The sequence below is a fragment of the Meiothermus cerbereus DSM 11376 genome (assembly GCF_000620065.1).
GTDB lineage: Bacteria > Deinococcota > Deinococci > Deinococcales > Thermaceae > Meiothermus > Meiothermus cerbereus.
Window position 1 is genome coordinate 37485 of sequence record NZ_JHVI01000007.1, and the last position, 21497, is coordinate 58981.

Below are 21497 nucleotides of genomic sequence, written 5' to 3' on the forward strand. Positions count from 1 at the left end.
TTGTGTCTGATGAGGCTTTTCCATAAAAGAGCTAAACAACATCCCTGGCTGAGGTGACTGGCTGGCCTTCGATGAGGCGCTGGTAGTAGCTTAACAGGGTTCTGGCGTTCTGGCTGGCGTCGTAATGCTGGTAGACGTGCGCCTGCAACCTTTCGGCACGTTCCTGGGCCTGTGTGGGGTTACTGCGAAGCTGGGCCAGGGCTTGCAGGATGGCCTCAGGGCTGATTTCCTCGAGGGGAAAGCCGGTCTCCTGGCTGATGAGTTCAGGTATGCCCCCCTGGGTGCTGGCGATAACCGGCAGACCCGCTGCCCCGGCCTCGACCACCACCGTGGGCAGCCCTTCGCGGTAGGAAGGCAGTATCAGCGCATCGGCAGCGGCCATGTGCGCCCGAACCACCGGGTTGGGTTGCTGACCCAAGCAGCGAATAGCAGTACGCGAGGTGCTCACCAGTTGCTCGCGCATGGGCCCCTCACCGATAAACACCGCCAGCAGCGTTTCATCGTCGAGCTGGTGCAGGGCCTGGGCCAGTTCCCCCACGCCCTTGTACTTCCAGAGGGTTCCCACAAACAACAGCACGAACTTGTCAGGGGGCAGACCCAGCTCGGCCCGCAAAGCCTGCTTGTCGGGCCTGAGGTGGCGTGGGGGCAGCCTTAGCCCCACCCGGTGGGTAATCACCGGGCGGCTGGTGAGGGGTTGGGCTTTCTGACGAATGGCCTCGCTCACCGCCAGGATCAGGTCGGCCTGGGCCAGGGCCCGCTTGAAGTAGCGCATGTAACGGGGGCTCTGGTAAGGGTAGGTGTTGGCATCATCGCCGTGCAGCGTAATCACCAGGGGCTTTTTCCAGCGACGCTGCAGCCAAAGCCCTAAAGTGCCCTCCGGGTGGGCAAAGTGGGCGTGAATTAGGTCGTAGTTGCGCCCCTGGTAGGGCCGCAGCCCGAGGGCTTTGAGGTGGTGCGGCCAGCCCCAAAGGTTCTCGCCCGGAAAGGCTAGGTAGCGCAGGCGGGCTACCTTTAGGCCTTCCACCTGGTAATGGGTGGGAATCTGGGCATAGGCTTGCCAGGCTGGTTTGAGCCGGGCCATTCCGGGCAGCACCATAGGGATGGGGGCATACACATCGACCTGTGCCCCCAGGCGCTGCAGCTCGAGGGCCTGGGTCTGCACAAAAATGCACGCCGATGGGTTGACTTCGGAAGGGAAGTCAGGGCTTAGGAGCAGCAGGCGCATAAATGTTACCTCGAACCATCATGGCCAGACCGTGCAAAAGCGCGATGGTCAGCCACAGGTATTTGCGTTCTAGAATGCCCAGAAACGCCCCTTGGATTAAGTAGGCCAGCAAGCAGGCCTTGAGAATCAGAATCAGGTCGGGGTGCACCGATTGCCGCAAGCTCACCTGAAGCAAGACCCACATCCAGGCCAGAAAAATGCCCAACCCTATCAGACCCACCTCGCTAACGAGCTCGAGGTAGATGTTGTGCGCCCCCCGACCATCCGTGATGTAGTAGGTATCGATGGACTCGAGGTCGGATTCAGCAGCGACACCCTGGCCAAACAAAACCGTAAAGGTTCCCAGGCCATGCCCAAAGATGAGGTTTTGTTGCGCGATCTGCCAACCCACCGTCCAGATGGCCGTCCGACCGGCCCCCCCGTCCTCGGCGGCAGAGGTAATGCGGGAGGTCAGAAACTGGTTGACCGCTGGCAACTGAAACAGCGCCAGGCCCACCAGCCCAGATGCCAGGCCCAGCGTAAGAAACCGCTGCCAGCCCAGACGCGGCAGAATCACCAAGGCCAGCGTAACCACAATGGCTACCCAGGCGCTGCGGGTGCCGGAAAGCACCACCGCCAGGGTACAGACTGCAAAGCAGAATATGCTATACCAGCGCATCCAGGGGCTTTTTGTGGTCAGCCACAAGCCCACCGCCACCAAAGAACCCAGCAAGACCACCGCCGCAAAATCGGCCGCGTCGGCTGCCCCGGCAAAGGTGGTACGGCTCAAAGGATTTTGCAGGTAGTTGGCGATACCCTGAACTGCAGCGATACCAGCCCCCAGCGAGTAGGAAAACAAAACGGGTTGGATGGTTCTGGGCCGCGCCATGATGAAAAAGGCTATAGCCAGGGCTCCCACCAGTTGCTGCGCCCAGGCCTGGATCTTGTCCCAGGTTGCCGACGGTTCTACCGACCAAAAGTAGCTCAGAAAAAGCCAGAGCATTAGGGCCACGGCCAGCACAGAAATCCGCAGCCGCGGAATCATCCGCCAGGTAAGCACCAGGGCTGGAAACCAGGCGATTTTCGGGCGTCGTATTTGGAAAACCAGAGAAAGCAAAAACAGGCCCATAAGCGCCTTGGATAGGGTAAACACCCCTTCCACAGCAAATACCCCCTCGAGCGGCAGGCTAAAGGTATACAGGTACAGCAAAATTTGTGGGAAAGCCAGCCAGGACCACAGGGGAAACAGCAAAGCCGCCGTCAGCGGCGCAACCAACCTCATCGCAAACCTTCCTTCCCGAGCTCTTTGGCAGTTAAAAACAGAACAACTGCGCCCAGAAAAACCGCCAGACCCAGCAAAGCCCAGCCTGCCATCCAGTGCTCAAGCCCCCACAGCAGCAACAAAACAGGCAGGTTGAGCCAGATAAACCGGCGTAAGCCGAACCAAAAATCAGCCCAGCGCACCCCCGCCGCCCGGAAGAACAGCACCAGCGACATCCCAGCCACCAGGGCGCTGCTGGCGGCGAACAAAAAAACCGCCCAGTAGATCTGCTGGGTGGTTATGCCCCAGTAAATAGCCCCCATGCGCAAGGCCAGCTCTAAAATGGTGAAAACCAGCAAGGCCCGCTGCCACTCCCGCACGGTAAGCAAGGTAGACAGGGGTTGCGCCACCATAGAAAGCAGTAAGTAAGGCGCCAGCAGCCGGGCGTAAACCCCCGCTTCCTGCCACTCGGAGCCAAAAATTAGGGGAAAAGCCTGGGGTGCTATCACAAACAAAGCCCCAAATACAGGCAACCCCACCGCCAACAGCATGGTAGCGGTCTGGGTGGTGAGCCGGGCCAGCTCGGGGGTCTCGCGGGCTGCCGCGGCCCTGGAAAAAAAGACCTGCCCAATGGACTGGGCCACCAGGGTGACGGGAATGGTGGTAATACGGTAGCTGAGGCCAAACTGTCCCATTGCCGCAGTGCCAAAAAAGGCCGTCAGCACAATAAACGGCAGGTGGAAGCTGGCCGCGGTCAGCAAGGCGGCGCTGCTACCAAACACAAGAAAGCTCCGGTAGCGACGGGCCGTCTGACGCAAGGAAAGCCAGCTCACACCCTCGAGGCTGCGGGGCAGCAAGCGCAACAAGGCCTGCACACCCCCCAGGCGCCCCAGCACATCACCCAACAGTAACCCAGTCGGCCCCTTAACCAGTAGCCCCAGGCCCACCTGGGCCAGAGCCTGCCAGAGCCCTTGCTGAAACTTGGTTTGGGCCAGCACACCAAAGCGCTGCAAGCGCAAGGCCCACATGCTGCCCGACTGCATAAGGGCGATGCAAGCCAGCCCCACACCCACCAGAACCGCAAACCAACCGGGGATTGGAACACCCAGCCAAACTGAAAAATTATCCCGAAGGAACCAAAAGGCTGCACCTATTAGCAGGCTCAGGCCCAGGCCCACGCCCACTGCAATCAGCAATAGCCTGCGGGCCTCCGGTTCCTCCTTTGGTAGCTGAATGGCCTGCTCGTAGCGAAGGTTGATTACCACCGCCGCCAGGGAAAGGATTGAGCCATACAAAGCCCACCAGCCAAAGTCTTCTGGCTTATAGATGCGTGTCAGAAGGGGCTGTACCAGAATGACCAAACCCTGACCCAATACCGTACTGCTGGCCAGCAAGGCCGCGCTACGCATAAAGGACGTCTGGGTAAAAAAACCTTTGATTCGGGTCATACAGGGCGGTGTGGGGTTGCGGCTGCGGGTATACCTGCTATAGTCCAACCCCTATGGTACACAGCCTGACCCAGCCCGTCGGTTATTTTGCGTAACCTCGAGCGTTAAACGCTTGCGGAATTGGGTTATCTTAGGAGCAGCGGGTTATTTCCCCTAGCGTTCCTGGGCCAATGCGGTTAGGCTGAGTCCACCAGCGGGCCAGCCGGGTTGGGTTTCCTGGTGTGTTGTTAACCTCTAGTCAAAACCCGAGGAAACATGATGAGAAGTATGTCCAGCATGACCGATTTCGACCGTTTGCTCTTGGGCTTTAGCCGTTATATGTGGGCATTGTTGGGGCTTGCGGTGGTGGCTGCGGTCGCAGCTTACCTTCTGAGCACTTTTCAACCGCGTGTTTACGAAGCTTCCGCCCGGCTGCTTTCGGCCCAGCCGGTTGAGCTAGGTTCCACCATCAGCTCCCCCCAGTTCCGACCCCTGGCTGCTGCGGCCTACCGCGAAGCCGCCTACGGCACCCTGGTGCTCGAGCAGATGAACCGGCGCTTTCCTAGCATATTACCAAAAGAAGCCGCAAAGGTTCGGGAAAAATTGCGAATCCGCTCAATCGAAACGGTGGGCTCGAGTTCGACGGTTTTTGTGCTGAGCGCCCGCGATACTGACCCCCGCCGGGCTGCAGCCCTGGCCAACACCTGGGCCGAAGCCCTGCGCAACTGGGAGGAAGCCCTGATCCGAGACAACTTCAAGCGCGCCAGCATTTCGCTGGAAAACCGGATTCGCTGGGTGGATATCCAGCTTGCTCAGGCCTCCAACCGCACCGACCAGGCCGTACTACGGGAACTACGGGCTGGCCTCGAGCGCGAACTGGGCATTGTGCGTTCTCTGGAAAACAGCGCCACCGGCCAGCTTTCGCTGCTGGCACAGGCCGAAGTACCCACCGAGGCCATCTGGCCCCGCCCCTTGCTCACGGCAGGAATTGCCGCCATCTCCATACTCCTGCTCGGGTTTATTCTGCTGGCCGTACGGGATCGGCTATCTGGCTCTATTGGGTAAACTACTGGGTAAAGCGCGTGGGGGAGCCCAAGCATAGCTGGCCAGGTTGGGTGTTCCCGCCAAGGCCTCGTGTGTAGCGCGGTAGTCCGGCCCCAGCAAATATCGCCAGATACCGGCAGCCAGGTTCGGGTTGCACAAGCGCAGAATCGGCTATATTTGGTGTACCAATGTATTTGCTCCAGGAATCGCTTTGGTGTTTATGAGAAAACGAACTTTTACCCTCTGGTTACCCGCAAGGCAGATCGGCGTCAAATGGGCGGTGGCGTTTTTGGTCATTTTGCTGGCAGCCTGCATTACCGGCTCTCAATACACCCCCCTGAACCCCAGACCGGATACCTCGTATGGTTTGTTCAGCCTGCCCAGCGGCCCTACCTACTACGTAAGCCCCAGCGGCAGCAACGCCAACGACGGCTCACGCGAGCGCCCCTGGGCCACCCTCTCCTTTGCCGTCCAGAAACTAAAGCCCGGCAACGTTCTGCGGGTGCTCCCGGGCAACTACAACGAGTCCGTGCAGGTTACTGTCTCCGGTACTGTCTCTCAACGCATCACCATCGCCTCCGAAACCCGCTGGGGCGCCAAACTCAACGCCCAGGGCAATCTCTTTGGTATTGATGTCCGCGGCAGCTATGTGGATATTGTGGGTTTTGAAGTGACCAACGCCACTAACAGCGGCATCATCAGCTGGGCTCCCTACAACCGCTTTCTCTTTAACCACGTCTACGGCATCCGGCCCCAGTGCGACACCAACGGCGGGGCAGGGATCAATGCCAGCCAGCCCAACGCCAACAACACCACTATTGTGAGCAACCTGGTGCACGACATCGGCGATCTCTCGGCGGGCTCATGCACCCGTATCCACGGCATTTACCAAGGGAGCCCTAAGGGCATCATTCAGAACAACATTATCTACCGGGCTCGAGGCTTCGGGATTACCACCTGGCAGGCCGCCAGTGCTGTGGTTATGACCCATAACCTTTCCTTCTCCAACCTCTACGGCGGCATCTCGGTGGGCTCGGGCGAAAACACGCTCGGCTACAAAGCCGAAAACTTCCTGGTAGCCAACAACATCGTGGTGGGCAACCCCCGCGGCATCAGCGAGGAGAACAACACCGGGGTTAATCGATTTGTTAACAACCTGGTCTGGAACAACGCCACCAACTGGGTCTTGCTCACCAGCAGCCAGCAAAGCAGCCTGAACGAAGACCCGCGCTTCATAAACTTTAAGGCCGACGGCAGCGGCGACTACCGCCTGAGCAACGACAGCCCGGCCATCGACAAAGGTATTCGTGAAGCAGCCCCCAGCTTCGATTTTCTGGGCCATCCACGCATTATGGGCACAGCCCCCGACTTAGGCCCCTTAGAAATCCGCTAGGCGCCCGCGTTACCTATAAGGTTCTCACGAAGCGTTGAGTTCACAGGTTCTGGGGCAGAGCTGTAACGCCCATTGGGTCAAACAACCTGTCCGAGCAGCTAAAACTGACTACACTACATGGAGTGAGCGAGCCGAGTGTCCTACTAGAAGAGTTGGCAAGAACTCACAGTGGGCAAAGCACTCGCCGGTTGCGTCCAGTGCTTGCAGGAAAGCCGTCGAGCCAGACTGGAAACCAATACCCGCATGGGAGGTAGTGTGCGCTTTTTGTTTTTAACCCAGTATTTTCCTCCAGAGATTGGCGCAGCGCAGGTGCGGCTGGCCTCGGTCATTCGCGAGCTGGTGCGGTTGGGACACCAGGTAGAGGTGATCACGGCTTTACCCAACTACCCTACCGGGCAGATCTTTGAGGGTTACCGGGGCAAGCTCTGGCTCGAGGAAGACTGGGAAGGCGTACGGGTGGTACGCACCTGGCTCTATCCCGCCATGGGCACTGGCCCCAAGCGGCTGCTCAACTACTTCAGCTTTATGGTGAGCGCACTGGGTGGGCTGCTGAGGGTTCAGAAACCCGACTACATCTTTGTGGAGTCGCCTCCCCTGTTTCTTAGCCTAACGGCCCACCTGGCCTCGCGCCGCTTTGGGGTGCCTTTTATATTCAACGTGGCCGACCTCTGGCCGGACTCGGTGCGCCAACTGGGCCTCATGAAGGAAGGGCTGCTGCTGCGCCTGGCTGAAGGTCTGGAAGGCTGGAGCTACCGGCAGGCCCACTTTGTTACCGCGGTTACCGAAGGCATCCGGAAGGTTTTGCTGGAGGAAAAGAAGGTTCCCGCTCATAAGGTGCTTTACCTGCCCAACGGGGTCGATACTGAGCTGTTCAAACCCACAGCGCCCGACCTGGCACTTGCGCGTGAGCTGGGGCTAGAGGGCAAGAAGGTCGTTCTGTATGCTGGCAACCACGGCTATGCCCACGGGCTCGAGGTTGCGCTCCAGGCCGCCCAGCTTTTGTCGGATCCGCAGGTGGTGCTGGTGCTCATCGGCGATGGCTCAGAAAAACCCCGCCTGAAGCAGATGGCGCAGGAAATGGGGCTTACCAATGTGCGTTTCTTAGAGCCAAAACCCCCCGAGTACATCACCAGGCTCTACTCGCTGGCGGTAGCCGGCCTTTCGACCCTGCGCGACTCACCGTTATTCGAGATGACCCGCCCGGTCAAGATATTTGCCGGAATGAGCTGTGCTAGGCCCATCCTGTACACCGGCAGCGGCGAAGGTGCTCGCTTAATTGAGTCGGCCCAGGCCGGGCTGGTGAGCCCCCCCGAGGACGCCCAGGCCCTGGCCCGCAACATCATGAGGCTGATAGAGAACCCCGCCCTGGCCGAGAAGCTGGGCCAGAACGGACGGCGCTATGTGGAAGCCCACTTAAGCTGGTCGAGCCTGATACAAAACTGGCTCACCCAGCTTCAATCTGGACAGCCCAAAGGTGAAAAAGTTCCGGTATAAGGAGAACATATGCAGACTGTTGTAGACCCAAAAACCCTTTTGTTAAAGCGCATTGAAGATAAAACCGCCGTGGTCGGCGTGGTAGGCATGGGCTACGTGGGCCTGCCTTTTGCTGTCGAGAAGGCCAAGGTGGGCTACCGCGTGGTGGGCATTGACCGCAGCGCCAAACGGGTAGAAATGATTAATCAGGGCCACAACTATATCGGCGACGTAAAAGACGAGGATTTGCGCGAGCTAGTGGCCCAGGGCTTGATTCGCGCCACCACCAGCTTCGAGGTAGTGCCTGAGCTCGATGTGGTGGTGATTGCCGTGCCCACTCCCCTCACCAAGAACCTGGTGCCCGATTTGCAGTACGTGGAGGGCGTAACCCGCGAAATTGCCAGGTATCTGCGGCCCGGCCAGCTTGTCAGCCTCGAGTCCACCACCTACCCCGGTACCACCGAGGAAGTGATGCTGCCCATCCTGGAGCAAAGCGGGCTCAAGCTGAACCAGGACTTCTTCCTGGCCCATAGCCCCGAGCGGGTAGACCCGGGCAACGCCCGCTACACCACCAAAAACACCAACAAGGTGGTGGGCGGGGTGGGGCCGGAGAGCCTCGAGGTAGCGGTGGCCTTTTACAGCAAAACCATTGACCACGTGGTACCGGTGAGCAGCGCCAAAGCAGCCGAGATGGTCAAGGTCTTCGAAAATACCTTCCGGGCCGTAAACATCGCTCTGGTCAACGAGTTAACCCTTTTGTGTGACCGCATGGACTTGAATGTCTGGGAGGTGCTGGACGCAGCTTTTACCAAGCCCTTTGGCATCATGCCCTTCTACCCTGGCCCCGGCGTGGGCGGCCACTGCATCCCGCTGGATCCGCACTACCTCGAGTGGAAGGCCAAGGAGTACAACTTCAACACTCACTTCATCAACCTGGCCGGCGAAATTAACCGTAAAATGCCAGAGTTTACGGTAGACAAGGCGGCTCGAGTGCTGAGCCAGCACGGCAAGCCCTTGCAGGGCGCCAAGGTGGTGCTGCTGGGTATGGCCTACAAGGCCAACCTGGACGACTACCGCGAAAGTCCGGCCATCGAGGTCTTCAAGCTCCTGCAAAAGCGGGGCGCCGAGGTGGTCTTCCACGATAGCTGGACACCGCACGTCGAAGAACATGGCCTGGTCGCTGATAGCGTTGAGCTTACCGACGAGCTGCTGCAAAACGCCGACCTGGTTATCATTACCACCAACCACAAAAACGTGGACTATGCCCGCGTGGTGGCGCTATCCAAGGTGGTGCTCGATACCCGCTACGCCACCCGTGGCCTCAAAGCCGACAATGTGGTGCTCTTGTAAGGGGGAATTATGAAGAATTTTGCATTGATTGGCGCGGCGGGCTACATCGCACCCCGCCACCTCAAGGCCATCAAGGACACCGGTAACAACCTCGTCGCCGCGCTCGACCCGTTTGACTCGGTGGGCATCCTGGACGCGTACTTCCCCGAGGCCGAGTTTTTTACCCAGCCCGAGCTTTTTGAGGACTACCTCTACAGCCTGCGCGGCACCCCTCAGCAGGTCGATTATGTGAGCATCGCCAGCCCCAACTACCTGCACAATGCCCATATCCGCATGGCTTTGCGGGCAGGTGCCGACGCCATCTGCGAGAAGCCCCTGGTGCTCAAACCCGAAGAAATTCTACAGCTCAAAGACCTCGAGGCCGAGACCGGGCGGCGGGTTTGGACCATTTTGCAGCTTCGCACCCACGAGGCTTTGCTTAGCCTGCAGTCTCGTCTGCAGGCTAAGCCCCAGTGCAAATACCAGCTCGACCTGACCTACATCACCAGCCGCGGCACCTGGTACCTGCGGAGCTGGAAGGGCCGCACCGAGCAGTCGGGGGGCCTGGCCACCAACATCGGGGTGCACTTCTTCGATATGCTCACCTGGCTTTTTGGCAGGGTACAGCAGATAGAGGTGCACCGCCGGGACGACACCGTGGCCTCAGGCTACCTCGAGCTAGAACAAGCCCAGGTGCGCTGGTTCCTTTCAATAGACGTGGGCTACGTACCTGCCGCCCTCAGGGCCCAGGGCAAGCGCACCTACCGCTCAATGCGCTTAGACGGTGAAGAAATTGAGTTCTCCGATGGCTTTACCGAGCTGCACACCCGCGTCTACGAGCGCACCCTGGCTGGTAAGGGCTTTGGCCTGGACGATACCTACCAGGCCATTGCGACTGTGGCGCAAATCCGCACACTGCCCCTGTCGAGCCAAGCCTCCACCATGCACCCATTCCTCCAGACGGTCAAGCAATAGTATGGACTACTTCAAGCACGAGACCGCTATTGTAGATGAAGGCGCCCAGATTGGCCGGGGCACTAAAATCTGGCACTTTAGCCATATTAGTGCTAAGGCCATTATCGGGGAGAATTGCAGCCTGGGACAAAACGTATACGTTGCCAACAACGTGGTGATTGGCAACGGGGTCAAGATTCAAAACAACGTCTCGGTGTACGAGGGGGTAATCCTGGAAGACTACGTGTTCTGCGGCCCTAGCATGGTGTTTACCAACGTCCTGACCCCCCGCAGCGAGTTCCCCCGCAACACCGCAGCCGACTACGGCCGCATCCTGGTCAAGCGAGGAGCCAGCATTGGCGCCAACGCCACCATCGTTACCGGCGTTACCCTGCACGAGGGGGCTTTTGTCGCTGCGGGCGCTGTGGTCACCAAAGACGTACCGGCCTATGCCATCGTGGCTGGCGTTCCTGCCCGGGTGATCGGCTGGATGAGCGCCTACGGTGACCGCCTGGACTTTAGCCAAAGCGACACCGTAACCGACTCACAGGGGCACGTTTATCAGAAAGTGGGCCCCCTCGAAGTACGGAGGATCAAGTGAAGACCCTGACCCAGATTCCCATCCTTGACCTGAGCGCAGAGGTAAACGAGCTGTGGGACGAGCTCAACGCGGCCATACAGCGGGTTCTGCGCTCTACCCAGTTCATCATGGGGCCGGAGGTGGGGGAGCTCGAGCGCCAGCTTGCCCAGTACCTGGGGGTAAAGCACACAGTAGCCCTGAACTCCGGCACCGATGCCCTGATTATCGGCCTGCGGGCGCTGGGGGTTGGGCCTGGAGACGAGGTGATTACCAGTCCTTTTACCTTTTTTGCCACCGCCGAGGCCATTAGCCTGCTGGGTGCCAACCCGGTATTTGTGGACATCGACCCCCAGAGCTTCAACCTGAACCCCGAGTTGCTCGAGGCGGCCATCACCCCCCAAACCAAGGCCATTATTCCGGTGCACTTGTACGGAAACCCAGCCGCCATGGGCAAGATACTGGAAATCGCTGGTCGGCATGGTCTGAAGGTGCTGGAAGACTGCGCCCAGTCGTTTGGCGCCCGCTACGAGGGCTGTGCGGGATGCGACTGCAACCCAGGCCCGCTGCTGCACCGCTTTACCGGAACCCTGGGCGACGTGGGGGCTTTTTCCTTCTTTCCCTCCAAAAACCTGGGGGCCTACGGCGACGGGGGCCTTCTGGTCACCTCCGACGACACGGTGGCCGAGCAGGCCCGGATGCTGCGGGCCCACGGTTCGCGCAAGAAATACCACAACGAAGCGGTGGGGTATAACTCGAGGCTGGACACCCTGCAAGCCGCCATTTTGCTGGTCAAGCTGCCCCATCTAAAGCGCTACAACCAAGCCCGCCGAACCATCGCCCAGCGCTACAACGACGGCCTGGCTGGCCTCGAGGGCCTCGTCACCCCAACCCTGAGCCCCGGGCATATCTTCCACCAATACACCGTGCGGGTACTGGGCAACAAGCGTGATGCGGTGCAGGCCCGGCTGGCCGAACTTGGGGTGGGCACCATGGTCTACTACCCGGTGCCGCTGCACAAGCTGCCCATCTACCAGCCGCTGGGGCTAAACCTGCCCGAAAGCGAGCGGGCAGCAAGAGAGGTGCTCTCGTTGCCCATCTGGCCGCAAATGCAGCAGGAAACCCAGATGGCGGTTATCGAGGCGGTAAGAACCGCGTTGCAGGGTTAGGTGTATAGACCGAAACGGGCTGGAGGGAGGAAGCGCTTTTGTGTGGTATTGCTGGTATCGCTTTACGTAAGCCGGGGGCCCTGAACTGGGCTGGCCGGGCGCTACAGGGTCTGCACCACCGTGGCCCGGACGATCAGGGCTGGCTGGCCTGGAGCCCCGCCGCTGCGGCCAGCCGGGGCAAGACCTGGGACGGGGCCCAGGGATCGGTGCTGCTGGTACACCGGCGGCTTTCCATCCTCGACCTGTCCGAACTGGGCTGGCAGCCCATGTCGAGCCCGGATGAGCGCTACCACCTGGTGTATAACGGCGAGATTTACAACTACCTCGAGCTGCGCCAAGAACTACAGGCCCTGGGTTATTGCTTCCGCTCCCACTCCGATACCGAGGTGCTGCTGGCAGCCTGGGCCCACTGGGGCCCGGCATCCTTAAAGCGTCTGGTGGGCATGTTCGCTTTTGCCGTGCTGGACACCCGGGAGCAGAGCCTTCATCTGGTGCGGGATTTTTTTGGGATCAAGCCGCTGTATTACTCGGCTTTTGCCGAAGGCGTGGGCTTTGCTTCCGAAATTCCGGTGCTGCTGGAGCTGCCGGGGGTTCGCCGCCAGGCCAACCCCGAGCGCCTTTACCGCTATTTGCGCTTTGGCCTGACCGATGATGGTGCACAAACGCTCTTTTCGGACATCCAGCAGCTTCCCGCCGCGCACTACCTGCGGCTCGATCTGAACAACCTGCGGCTTACGGAACCCCAGCGCTACTGGCAGCCCACCCTACAAAGCCCCCTCGAGCTCTCCTTTGAGGAGGCTGCCGAAGCTGTGCGGGAAGAGTTTTTGGAGAACGTGCGGCTGCATCTGCGCTCGGACGTGCCGGTCGGTGCAGCCCTTTCGGGGGGCATCGACTCCTCGGCCATCGTCATGGCCATGCGCCAGCTCGAGCCCAACCTCGAGCTGCACACCTTTACCTACGTGGCCGATAACGGCGTCTCGGAGGAGCACTGGGCCGACTTGGTGGGGCAGGCTGCCGGGGTTCAGGCCCACAAGGTTAAGCCCAGCGCCCCCGAGCTGGTAGCCGACCTGGACCACCTGGTGCAGGTGCAGGGTGAACCGTTTGGCTCCACCAGCATTTATGCCCAGTACCGGGTTTTTCGGCTGGCCCAGGAAGCCGGCATTAAGGTGATGCTGGACGGTCAGGGGGCCGATGAGGTGCTGGCGGGCTATGCGGTGTACGGCGGCGCCCGCCTGGCCTCCCTGGTGCGGCAAGGAAAGTGGCTCGAGGCCCTGGCCTTCCTGCGCGCAAGCCAGCTCGAGCCCGCCCTGAAGGACACCTGGAAAAGCGCAATTGGCTTTTTGATCCCGCCCGGCCTCGAGCCCCTGGCCCGTCGGCTGGCAGGACAGGAACTCACCCCGCCCTGGCTCAACTCCGCCTGGTTTACCGAACGCAACGTACAGCTCGTCTCACCCCGTGCCGCCCACAGACGGGATGTGCTGCGCCACGAGCTGCTGCAGTCCCTTACCGAGACCAGCCTGCCCAAGCTCCTGCGCTACGAAGACCGCAACTCCATGGCCCACTCCATCGAGAGCCGGGTGCCCTTCCTCACACCCAGGCTGGTGGAGCTGCTGCTCAACCTACCTGAGGCCTATGTCCTTTCGCCCCAGGGGCAGACCAAGGCCGTCTTCCGCCGGGCCATGCAGGGCCTGGTACCGCAGGCCATCCTGGAGCGCAAAGACAAGGTGGGGTTTGCCACCCCCGAGCAGCGCTGGTTGCAGCAGCTCGCCCCCTGGGTCAAACAACTGCTGGACTCAGAAACCCTGAGCTGTATTGACCCCTTCCGTCAGGCCGCCGTAAAAGCGGAATTTGCCGCCATCCTGGCCGGGCACAAGCCGTTTGACTTCCGGGTCTGGCGCTGGATTAATCTGGTTGCCTGGGCCCGCACCTTTGACGTGCGCTTCGACTAAACGCCCCGAACATCCCCTGTCCCTTAGCAAGGTCATAACATGTCCCAACCACTGCCCAAGATCGTTCACCTCACCTCGGCACACCCCCCCTTTGACGTTCGTATTTTTCACCGGGCGTGTGTAAGCCTGGCCCAGGCCGGCTACCCAGTGGTTCTGGTGGTTCCCCACGAGCAGGATGAGGTGCGCGATGGCGTGCAGGTGCGGGCGGTAACCAAGACCAGGGGTCGCCTAGGCCGCATGCTGGGCACGGTCTGGGCGGTCTACAAACAGGCCCTGGCCGAGCAGGGGGACATCTACCACTTTCACGACCCCGAGCTGATTCCCATCGGGTTATTGCTGCGCCTGCAGGGCAAAAAAGTGGTCTACGATGTGCACGAAGACGTACCCACCGACATCCTCAGCAAAAACTGGATTCCCAAACCCTTACGCAGTCTGGTGGCTGGAGCCATACGGCTACTGGAACACCTGGCTGGCAAGCTCCTGAGCGGAGTTGTGGCGGTTACAAAGCCCATTGCCGAACGCTTCCCAGCCCACAAAACCATCCTGCTGCAAAACTTTCCACATCCGCAGGAGATTGCGCTTCTAGACCAGCCCTACCAGACACGGCCCGCCCGGGTGCTGTATGCCGGTAGCATCACCGCCGTGCGGGGCTTGTTCGAGATGCTTCAGGCCATGCAGCACCTGCAGGATTCCCAGGTTCGGCTGACCCTGATCGGGGCCTTTGCTCCACAAAGCCTGGCCGCCGAAGCCGAAAAGCACCCCGGCTACCGCCAGGTGGAGTTTCTAGGTTACAAAAACCGCTCCGAAACCCTGGCCCTCTTGGCCAGCAGCCGCATTGGCCTGGCTGTCCTGCACCCCATCCCCAGCTTTCTGGTTTCGCAGCCCACCAAACTGTACGAATACATGATGGCCGGAATACCCTTTGTGGCCTCCGACTTCCCGCTCTGGCGGGAGTCGATAGGTAATGTCCCCTGCGGTCTATTTGTCGACCCCAAAGACCCCGGGGCCATTGCCGAAGCCATAAAGTGGCTGCTCGAACACCCCGCCGAGGCCGAGGCCATGGGGCAGCGTGGGCGGCAACTAATTATCGAGCGGCTCAACTGGGGGGTAGAGTTCGTCAAACTTACAGCGCTGTACCAGCGCCTCTATAAGGCAGGTACCGCCCGTCGTCTGGAGGTCTGAATGTGTGGCATTGCCGGGGCATTTTCCAGTAATCAGCCAGCGCCCATGCTGACGAAACTGGTCGGTGAGATCGTGGCCAGTCAGCTTGCGCGGGGCCCCGATCACCAGGCCGTGGTAGAACTGCCTCAGCCCGCTGGCCAACTGGTGCTGGGCCACAACCGCCTGAGCATCATCGACCTGTCGGAGCACTCCAACCAGCCCCTGTGGGACCACAGCGGGCGCTACTGCATTGTGTTTAACGGCGAAATTTACAACTACCTCGAGCTGCGCGCCGAGCTACAGGGCCTGGGCCACCGCTTTCAGACCCAGGGCGACACCGAGGTAATTCTGGAGGCCTATAAAGCCTGGGGCAAAGCGGCCTGGGAACGCTTTATCGGGATGTTCGCCTTTGCCCTGCTGGATACCAAAACCCAGGAAATCTGGCTGGTGCGCGACCGCTTTGGCGTCAAGCCCCTTTTTTACCGTCTGCAAGACGGCCTGCTGGCTTTTGCTTCCTCGACCGAGGCCCTGGCCCGGCACTTTGGCCTGTCCCCCAACCTGGAGTATGTCAGCAGGGGGCTGTATTACTACGTCTACGAAGACGATAGCGACATTTCGCCCTACATTGGTCTACACGCCCTACCCGCCGGTCACCACACCTGTGTGCAACTCAACCAGCCAAAGGTTGAGCCCCAGCGCTACTACGACCTGAAGAGCCGGGCCGAGCAAAAAATACAGGCGCTAGAGGGCCTGGGAGAAAAAGCGCTGCTCGATGAGCTCGAGGCCACCCTACACACCGCCGTCCAGTTGCGCCTGCGTTCGGACGTGCCACTGGCCATCTCGCTCTCGGGCGGGCTGGACTCCTCGCTGGTAGCAGCCCTGGCAGCCCAGCAGCACGAGCAGGTGGTGGGCTTCTGCTATGGCCACCCCCAGGCCCCCCGCTCGGAGGGCCCCCTGGCCCAGGCCCTGGCGCAAAAAGCCGGAATCGAAGTGCATTTTGTCTGGCCCGAGCACTCCAAAGAGCAGCTCATCCAGGCCTTCGAAAAAACCCTGACCGCACAGGATGCACCCTTCCCCACCTTCAGCATCCTGGCACAAAACTTTGTCTATGAAGCAGCACGCGCCGAGGGCTACAAGGTGCTGTTGGGCGGGCAAGGGGGCGACGAGGGCTTTATGGGCTACCGCAAGTTTTTCTTATTCCAGCTGCGCTATTTGCTCGCGCACAAGCGGTACGCCGAGCTGGCTGGCTTTGCTTTGGGACTAGCCCGGCTTTTGTCCGCAGAGATGTACAAGCTTGGCCTGTTCTGGCATAACCGCCAGCGTTATTTTGGGGGGCCACCCCAGGGCAATCTGCGCCTGCCGGAGGCTCGGCTGACGCTTGGTGCCAACAGTAGTCAGGCCCCCTGGTTGAGGCAGATGCTCGATGTAACGCGCTATAGCCTGCCCACCCTGCTACGCTACGAAGACCGCAACTCGATGGGCCACAGCATCGAGAGCCGTCTGCCCTTTGTGGACTACCGGGTGCTCGAGCTGGGATTGGCCCTGCCGGTGCATCTCAAGCTGCGGCATGGCTACGGCAAGTGGGCCCTGCGCCAGGTCGCACGCGGCAAGATTCCCGAGTCCATCCGCACGGCCCGTTACAAACGCGGCTTCGACGTTACCCAAAGCTGGCTGGCTACAGGTCTGGGACAGCATCTGCAGGAGCAAATACAGACCGCTGCACCCTTGCTGCGCGAGGTACTGAACCCCCAACTGAACCTGGCCCAAACCTATACCCCCGCCCAGATGCAGCAACACCCCCGCCTGCTGGCCGAAGCCATCAGCCTGGTCTGGCTGGCCCGGAGGCTAAAGCGCTAAACCCGCCCGCCAGGAAGAAAACGGTGCACGCATGGAAAAACGCATTCACTACTTAGATTGGTTGCGCCTCTTGGCAGTCTTCCTGGGGCTGGTGTTTCATGCCGGGCGACCTTTTGACAGCTGGAGCTGGATCATCAAAGGCCCAGAAATCGGATGGCTGAGCTACTTTAACGAAGCCCTTACCACGGTGCGCCTGCCCCTGTTGTTTTTTGTTTCTGGCGCCGCCACCGTTTTCGCTTTACGCAAGGCTTCTGCCAGAGATTATACCCTGGATCGTTTCAAGCGCCTCATCATCCCTCTAGTGATGGGGGTTTTGCTCATCGTACCGCCACAACAATACATTCGGCGCCTGACCCTAGACCCCCACAACCCCCAGCATTTTGAAGGCAACTACGAGCAGTTTCTGACTGGCCCCTGGTGGGGCGATGGCAGTTTCTTGCTGGGCAACTTGCACACAGAACACCTGTGGTTTTTGTTGTATCTGTTTTACTTTTCGCTGCTGGCCCTGCCTATTTTTTTGTACCTCCGAAGCCCCCAGGGGTTGGGGCTGTTGGCCGGGCTCGAGCGCTGGTTCAAGCAGGCCCCCTGGCGAATCTGGCTCCTGGTCATCACCCCCACCTTTTTGGGCGCCCTGCTCCCGCTGGGGCTGGGTTCGCATCCGGGCCTGGCCGAAGATCTGGCCAATCTCGGTTTTTACTTTCAACTATTTGTTCTGGGCTATGCCCTGTACCTGTGGCCCGGTCTGCAATCGGTTATCTTTGAGCAGCGCCGCAATTTTCTGCTGGCTGGCCTTGGTCTGGTTCTACTAAAAGCCTACCTCTATGTGGCCGTTCTTCACCGCAGTCTGATCGTCTCGAGCGAACTGCTTCCCTACCACGAACTCTACTGGTCCCTGCGCGATCTGGCTGCCCTGTCGCTAATCTTTGCCGTATTGGCTTACGCAAAGCAGTATCTCAATCAACCCTCGGCTTTCTTGAACAGGGCCCGCCACTGGGTTTATCCGTTCTACATCTGGCATCAGACCGTTATTGTGGTGCTGGGGTATTTTGTGCTCAAGCTGGCCCTACCCGCAGGCTGGTTACATGTTTTGCTGCTGGTGAGTTCGTTGGTGGTTACCGCGCTCTTAAGCGAGCTGGTACAGCACAGCGCAATAAGCCGTTTTCTTTTTGGCATCCACCGCAAAATGGGCACCAACGCCAGCGCAGCCACCCCCCCTTCACCTCAGGCGCCAGAAGCGAACCCACGCAATTAGGCCGGAATCAACCCCGCCCATTCCACCGGATTTTTCCGGCGGCTCCCAAGCCCTGCAAAAACCCGCTACCGCTGGCGCAGGATGTAGCGCAAAGCGGCCTCGAGCTGTTCTTTAGGGTCTGCTTCCACCAGATCGGGTTCCACCCCGCGCCCTTCCCAGGTGGGGCCACTGAAGGGGGCCAGAACTCCATTCGCAACCAGGGCCACCCCGCCATCGGGGAAGCAGTAGGGGGTGAGGGCTTCGGTATTGCCGGCGCTGCGGGTGCCGATTAGGTAGGCCCTTCCGGCGTTTTTCAGCGCCCCGGCCAGCCCTTCGGCGGCAGAGTGTACGTCGCCATCGATCAGCACCACCAGGGGTTTTTGCGTTTGTGGGCGGCCCAAGAAGGGGGTGGTGGGGAACGGAATGGCCCCCAGGCCCCGGCTCACAATGCGCCAGGGTACGCCCCGCATGAAGACCCCCGCGATCTCGGCCATGCGAAGCACCAGCCCGCCCGGGTTGCCGCGCAGGTCCAGCACATAGCCCCGGGCCCTGGCTTCGTAGCGGCGGATGGCGTCTTGCAAAGCAACCAGGCCCGCCACGTCTATCAGGTCGCCGATCCGCACGATGACCACCCCATCGGTAAAGCGCACCTGGGGCGTCTGGTAGGGGGATTGGGGCGGCTGGGGGGGTGGGGAGGGAGGTGGAGCTGGGTTCACCGGCCTGGCGGGCTCGGAACTTGGCGTGCTGGGATTGGGTGGGGTGGTGGGGAGCAAATCCTGGTCTTTAAAGGGCAGGGACAGGCACGCTCCTCCGCCCAGCAGCCGCCGCGCCTGTTCAGGGCTCAGCACCCTCGAGTGGTCGTCGCGCAGTTCGCCGTACATCTTGTCCAGCAAACGATATAAACCGTCCCAGTCGCGCACCTCGCGTAGCTTGAGCCGGTAGGTTTCGCCCACCGCTTCCCAGTCCACCCCGTTGAAGCCCGTGTCGTAGTAGCGCTCTTTGACCAACCGCCAGGCTTGCTCAAACCGCAGAGTAAAAGCCTGGGTATCCTGGGCCAGAACCAGGCTTCCCAGCAGCATCCACCCCATCACCCAGCCACGCATAGCTGCATGATACGCGACTGGGCCGGGCCCACAGTGAGCGCCGTGCAGGTTTTGGCCGGTTTGCCAGGGCCAGCAAGTTCAAGCGAGAAGTGAATCTGGGGCGCTCTTTGCCAGTGCTGGGTTGCTTGCAGATTGATTGCTTTGTCCTGAGCACATCTGCTGGCAGCAGCCTACGACTCTTTTTCCTTGTCGTAGCCTTCCTCGAGCTTGGCGAACTCCTCCAGGGCGGCCCTGATGCGGCCTTGCAGGCCCCGAAAACCTTCCATGCGGGCTCCAGTCAACAGCTCGAGGGCCTCTTCCACCGTCTCGACGGCGTAGATATGAAACTTCCGAGCGCGAATGGCCTCGAGCACCTCAGCCCGCAGGGTCAGGTTGGGAATGTTGGCCCTGGGCAGAATCACCCCCTGGCTGCCACTAAGGCCCAGGGTCTGGCATACCCGGAAAAACCCCTCCACTTTGGCATTGATGGCCCCCACCGCCAGCACCTTGCCGGTCTGGTCTACCGCCCCCGTCACGGCCAGGTCTTGCCGCAGGGGGAAGTTGCCAATCGCCGACAGCGCCGCCACCAGCTCGGCCAGCCCCGCCGAGTCGCCTTCAATGGAAACATAACTCTGCTCAAAGGCCAGGCTGATGGTGGCCGGCAGGGGGCCGTTCTCCACATAACGGCTGCGCAAGTAGCCAGCCAGGGTCAGTACCGCCTTGTGGAAAATTTGCCCTCCCAGACCAGCCTCGCGGTCTATAGAAATCAGATGGTCGCGGCCTGGGGCGGCCCGTGCGGTCAGTCGGGCCGGGCGGCCCCAGTAGGGCGCAGCTTCAACAACCACCAGGCTGTTCACTTCACCCACCGCTTTGCCGGTGGTGTGCAGGCTTACAGTCCCTTCTTGTACAGCACGCAAAAACTCTTCTTCGGAAAGGAAGTTTCGCTGGTCGCGGGCGGCCAGGGCTTTTTCGACGGCCTCGGCGCTGATAAGGCCTTCGCCCAGAACCGCGGCTTCCTCGGCCAGGGCGCGAATTTCAACCAGCCGGGCATCCATGCGCTCGCGCTGCTCGGCGCTGCGCCGGGCCTCGTCGAAGAGCCGGGTCAGGCCACCCTGGGTGAGCTGGAAGCCCTGGGCCTGGAGCCACCCCCCCAGGGCCATCCGGTTCTCGGGGCTGGCCGGCAGGGTGGGCGAAAACTCGGCCCGTATACGGAACAGTTCGCTAAAGGCTGGATCCTCTTCCAGGGCTTCAAAAGCCTCATGGGTGCCCACCAGCATGACCTGCATCTGGATTGGGAAGGGCTCGACCTCGAGGCCCGCTGGGGCCTGGGGCTCGGTAACCGGCTCGACCTGCCCATTGCGCAAGGCCCGCTTGAAGGCTTCCCAGGTACCCTCCCGCCGCAGGCTCAGGGCGTCCAGAATCAGATACCCCCCCTGGGCGCGGTGCACCGCGCCGGGGCGGATCAGGCTGACATTGGTGCTCCATACGCCCCGGTCTACGATGTAGTCCAGCCGCCCAAAAAGCCGGGGGGCGGTGGCGTAGGGTTCGTAGACAATGGGGGGTGGGGTGCCGCTGCTGGAAGAGGTAAGCAGGTTGGGCCGCCACTGGGCCGGGTCGAGGGGCTCGCCGGTTTCGGCATAGCGGGCCAGGCGGGCCCGCAGGGCCTCGAGGTAGGCCCTGGCCTGGGGGAAGCGTTTAAACAGCGGCTCGAAGCGGTTGTTCAGGTAATGCAGCGCCCAGTCGCGGCGCAACCGCCGCAGTGCAACCTCGAGCTCGGCAGCAGCAGCCAGACTACCCAGCGTAACCTCCTCCAGCCGGGCACTGAGTTCGGCTGGCACCGGGCCGGGGCCGGTAAACTCCAGCCTTTCACCGCTGACCGATAGGGCAAACCCCGCCGCCTGGGCTTCTTGCTGAAGCGCGGCCAGTTGCTGCTCACGGAACTGTTTGAAGCGGGCCTCGAGCTGGGTTTTTTCCCGCAGAAAAGAGCCCTGGCGAAATAGCTCGTCCAGCCGATTGACCTCCAGCAGCAGACTTTCCACGGCCTCGGCCAGATGGGTTTCCTGACCGCTGGGCAGGGTCAGCACCGCCACCTTGCGCTCCGACAATGGCACATACAGCAGGTCGGGCGGGGTTTCCACGGTCTGGGTGCTCAGATAGGCCAGCAATGCCTCGTGTTTCCCCAGGCTGGAAGGCCCCACCAGATAGGCGTGGAAACCCCCACGAATCGCCATCTCCAGCGCATCCCTGGCCCGCTCCTGACCAAAAAAGGGTTTTGCTGGCGGGAATAAGGCCATTTCGTTGGAATTTTCGCAAAATGTACGCCACTCCAGCGCCTCGTAAGAAAGCTTCATGCGGGACAAGTATACCCACAGCCGGGCACTGAACA

General features: G+C 60.7%; 16 protein-coding genes. 11 read left to right on the plus strand and 5 right to left on the minus strand.

Going from position 1 to position 21497, the window contains the following annotated elements:
• Nucleotides 1–31: 31 nt before the first annotated feature.
• Genes Q355_RS0102305 through Q355_RS0102315 form a run of 3 tightly spaced genes read right to left on the minus strand, consistent with a single transcriptional unit; the run spans nt 32 to nt 3913 of the window.
• Entirely contained in the window at nt 32–1225 is a 1194-nt protein-coding gene (locus Q355_RS0102305) for a glycosyltransferase (RefSeq protein ID WP_027876296.1), read from the minus strand.
• Entirely contained in the window at nt 1200–2486 is a 1287-nt protein-coding gene (locus Q355_RS0102310; protein ID WP_027876297.1) for an O-antigen ligase family protein, read from the minus strand. Before Q355_RS0102310 ends, Q355_RS0102305 begins: the two co-directional genes overlap by 26 nt.
• Complete coding sequence (locus Q355_RS0102315; RefSeq protein ID WP_027876298.1) at nt 2483–3913, minus strand: lipopolysaccharide biosynthesis protein; 1431 nt, start codon at nt 3911–3913, stop codon at nt 2483–2485. The genes Q355_RS0102310 and Q355_RS0102315 overlap by 4 nt, the downstream gene beginning before the upstream one ends.
• Nucleotides 3914–4180: 267 nt before the next feature.
• Between Q355_RS0102315 and Q355_RS0102320 the strand changes: the two genes are divergently transcribed.
• The 11 genes from Q355_RS0102320 to Q355_RS0102370 all read left to right on the plus strand — a co-directional run bounded on the left by Q355_RS0102320 (nt 4181) and on the right by Q355_RS0102370 (nt 18050).
• A complete protein-coding gene (locus tag Q355_RS0102320; RefSeq protein ID WP_027876299.1) occupies nt 4181–4957 on the plus strand; it encodes a YveK family protein in 777 nt (258 codons plus the stop codon).
• 199 nt (nt 4958–5156) lie between these two features.
• Nucleotides 5157–6329: a right-handed parallel beta-helix repeat-containing protein gene (locus tag Q355_RS0102325; RefSeq protein ID WP_245597461.1), complete on the plus strand. Its 1173-nt coding sequence runs from the start codon at nt 5157–5159 to the stop codon at nt 6327–6329.
• A 255-nt stretch (nt 6330–6584) separates the two neighbouring features.
• A complete protein-coding gene (locus Q355_RS0102330) occupies nt 6585–7823 on the plus strand; it encodes a glycosyltransferase family 4 protein (protein WP_027876301.1) in 1239 nt (412 codons plus the stop codon).
• A 9-nt stretch (nt 7824–7832) separates the two neighbouring features.
• Nucleotides 7833–9152: a nucleotide sugar dehydrogenase gene (locus tag Q355_RS0102335; RefSeq protein WP_027876302.1), complete on the plus strand. Its 1320-nt coding sequence runs from the start codon at nt 7833–7835 to the stop codon at nt 9150–9152.
• A gap of 9 nt (nt 9153–9161) precedes the next feature.
• The gene (locus Q355_RS0102340; RefSeq protein ID WP_027876303.1) at nt 9162–10106 is read left to right on the plus strand and encodes a Gfo/Idh/MocA family protein; all 945 of its coding nucleotides are present in this window, start codon (nt 9162–9164) and stop codon (nt 10104–10106) included.
• Nucleotide 10107: 1 nt separating this feature from the next.
• Nucleotides 10108–10686 carry an acyltransferase gene (locus Q355_RS0102345; protein ID WP_027876304.1) on the plus strand — a complete coding sequence of 193 codons (579 nt, stop codon included), beginning with the start codon at nt 10108–10110 and terminating at the stop codon, nt 10684–10686.
• Nucleotides 10683–11831, plus strand: coding sequence for a DegT/DnrJ/EryC1/StrS family aminotransferase (locus Q355_RS0102350; RefSeq protein WP_027876305.1), 1149 nt, complete (start codon nt 10683–10685; stop codon nt 11829–11831). Before Q355_RS0102345 ends, Q355_RS0102350 begins: the two co-directional genes overlap by 4 nt.
• Before the next feature lie 38 nt (nt 11832–11869).
• Nucleotides 11870–13780, plus strand: coding sequence for an asparagine synthase (glutamine-hydrolyzing) (gene asnB, locus Q355_RS0102355; protein WP_027876306.1), 1911 nt, complete (start codon nt 11870–11872; stop codon nt 13778–13780).
• A gap of 39 nt (nt 13781–13819) precedes the next feature.
• The gene (locus Q355_RS0102360) at nt 13820–14962 is read left to right on the plus strand and encodes a glycosyltransferase family 4 protein (RefSeq protein ID WP_027876307.1); all 1143 of its coding nucleotides are present in this window, start codon (nt 13820–13822) and stop codon (nt 14960–14962) included.
• Nucleotides 14963–16798, plus strand: coding sequence for an asparagine synthase (glutamine-hydrolyzing) (asnB, locus tag Q355_RS0102365; RefSeq protein ID WP_027876308.1), 1836 nt, complete (start codon nt 14963–14965; stop codon nt 16796–16798). It abuts the gene before it with no gap.
• Between the two features lie 31 nt (nt 16799–16829).
• Nucleotides 16830–18050, plus strand: coding sequence for an acyltransferase family protein (locus Q355_RS0102370; protein WP_027876309.1), 1221 nt, complete (start codon nt 16830–16832; stop codon nt 18048–18050).
• Nucleotides 18051–18115: 65 nt separating this feature from the next.
• Here Q355_RS0102370 and Q355_RS0102375 read toward each other — a convergent pair whose 3' ends face one another.
• Both Q355_RS0102375 and Q355_RS0102380 read right to left on the minus strand, forming a co-directional pair.
• Nucleotides 18116–19132 carry a S41 family peptidase gene (locus Q355_RS0102375; RefSeq protein ID WP_027876310.1) on the minus strand — a complete coding sequence of 339 codons (1017 nt, stop codon included), beginning with the start codon at nt 19130–19132 and terminating at the stop codon, nt 18116–18118.
• A gap of 170 nt (nt 19133–19302) precedes the next feature.
• Nucleotides 19303–21462, minus strand: a complete 2160-nt coding sequence (locus tag Q355_RS0102380) for an AAA family ATPase (RefSeq protein ID WP_027876311.1) — start codon at nt 21460–21462, stop codon at nt 19303–19305.
• Between the last annotated feature and the right edge of the window lie 35 nt (nt 21463–21497).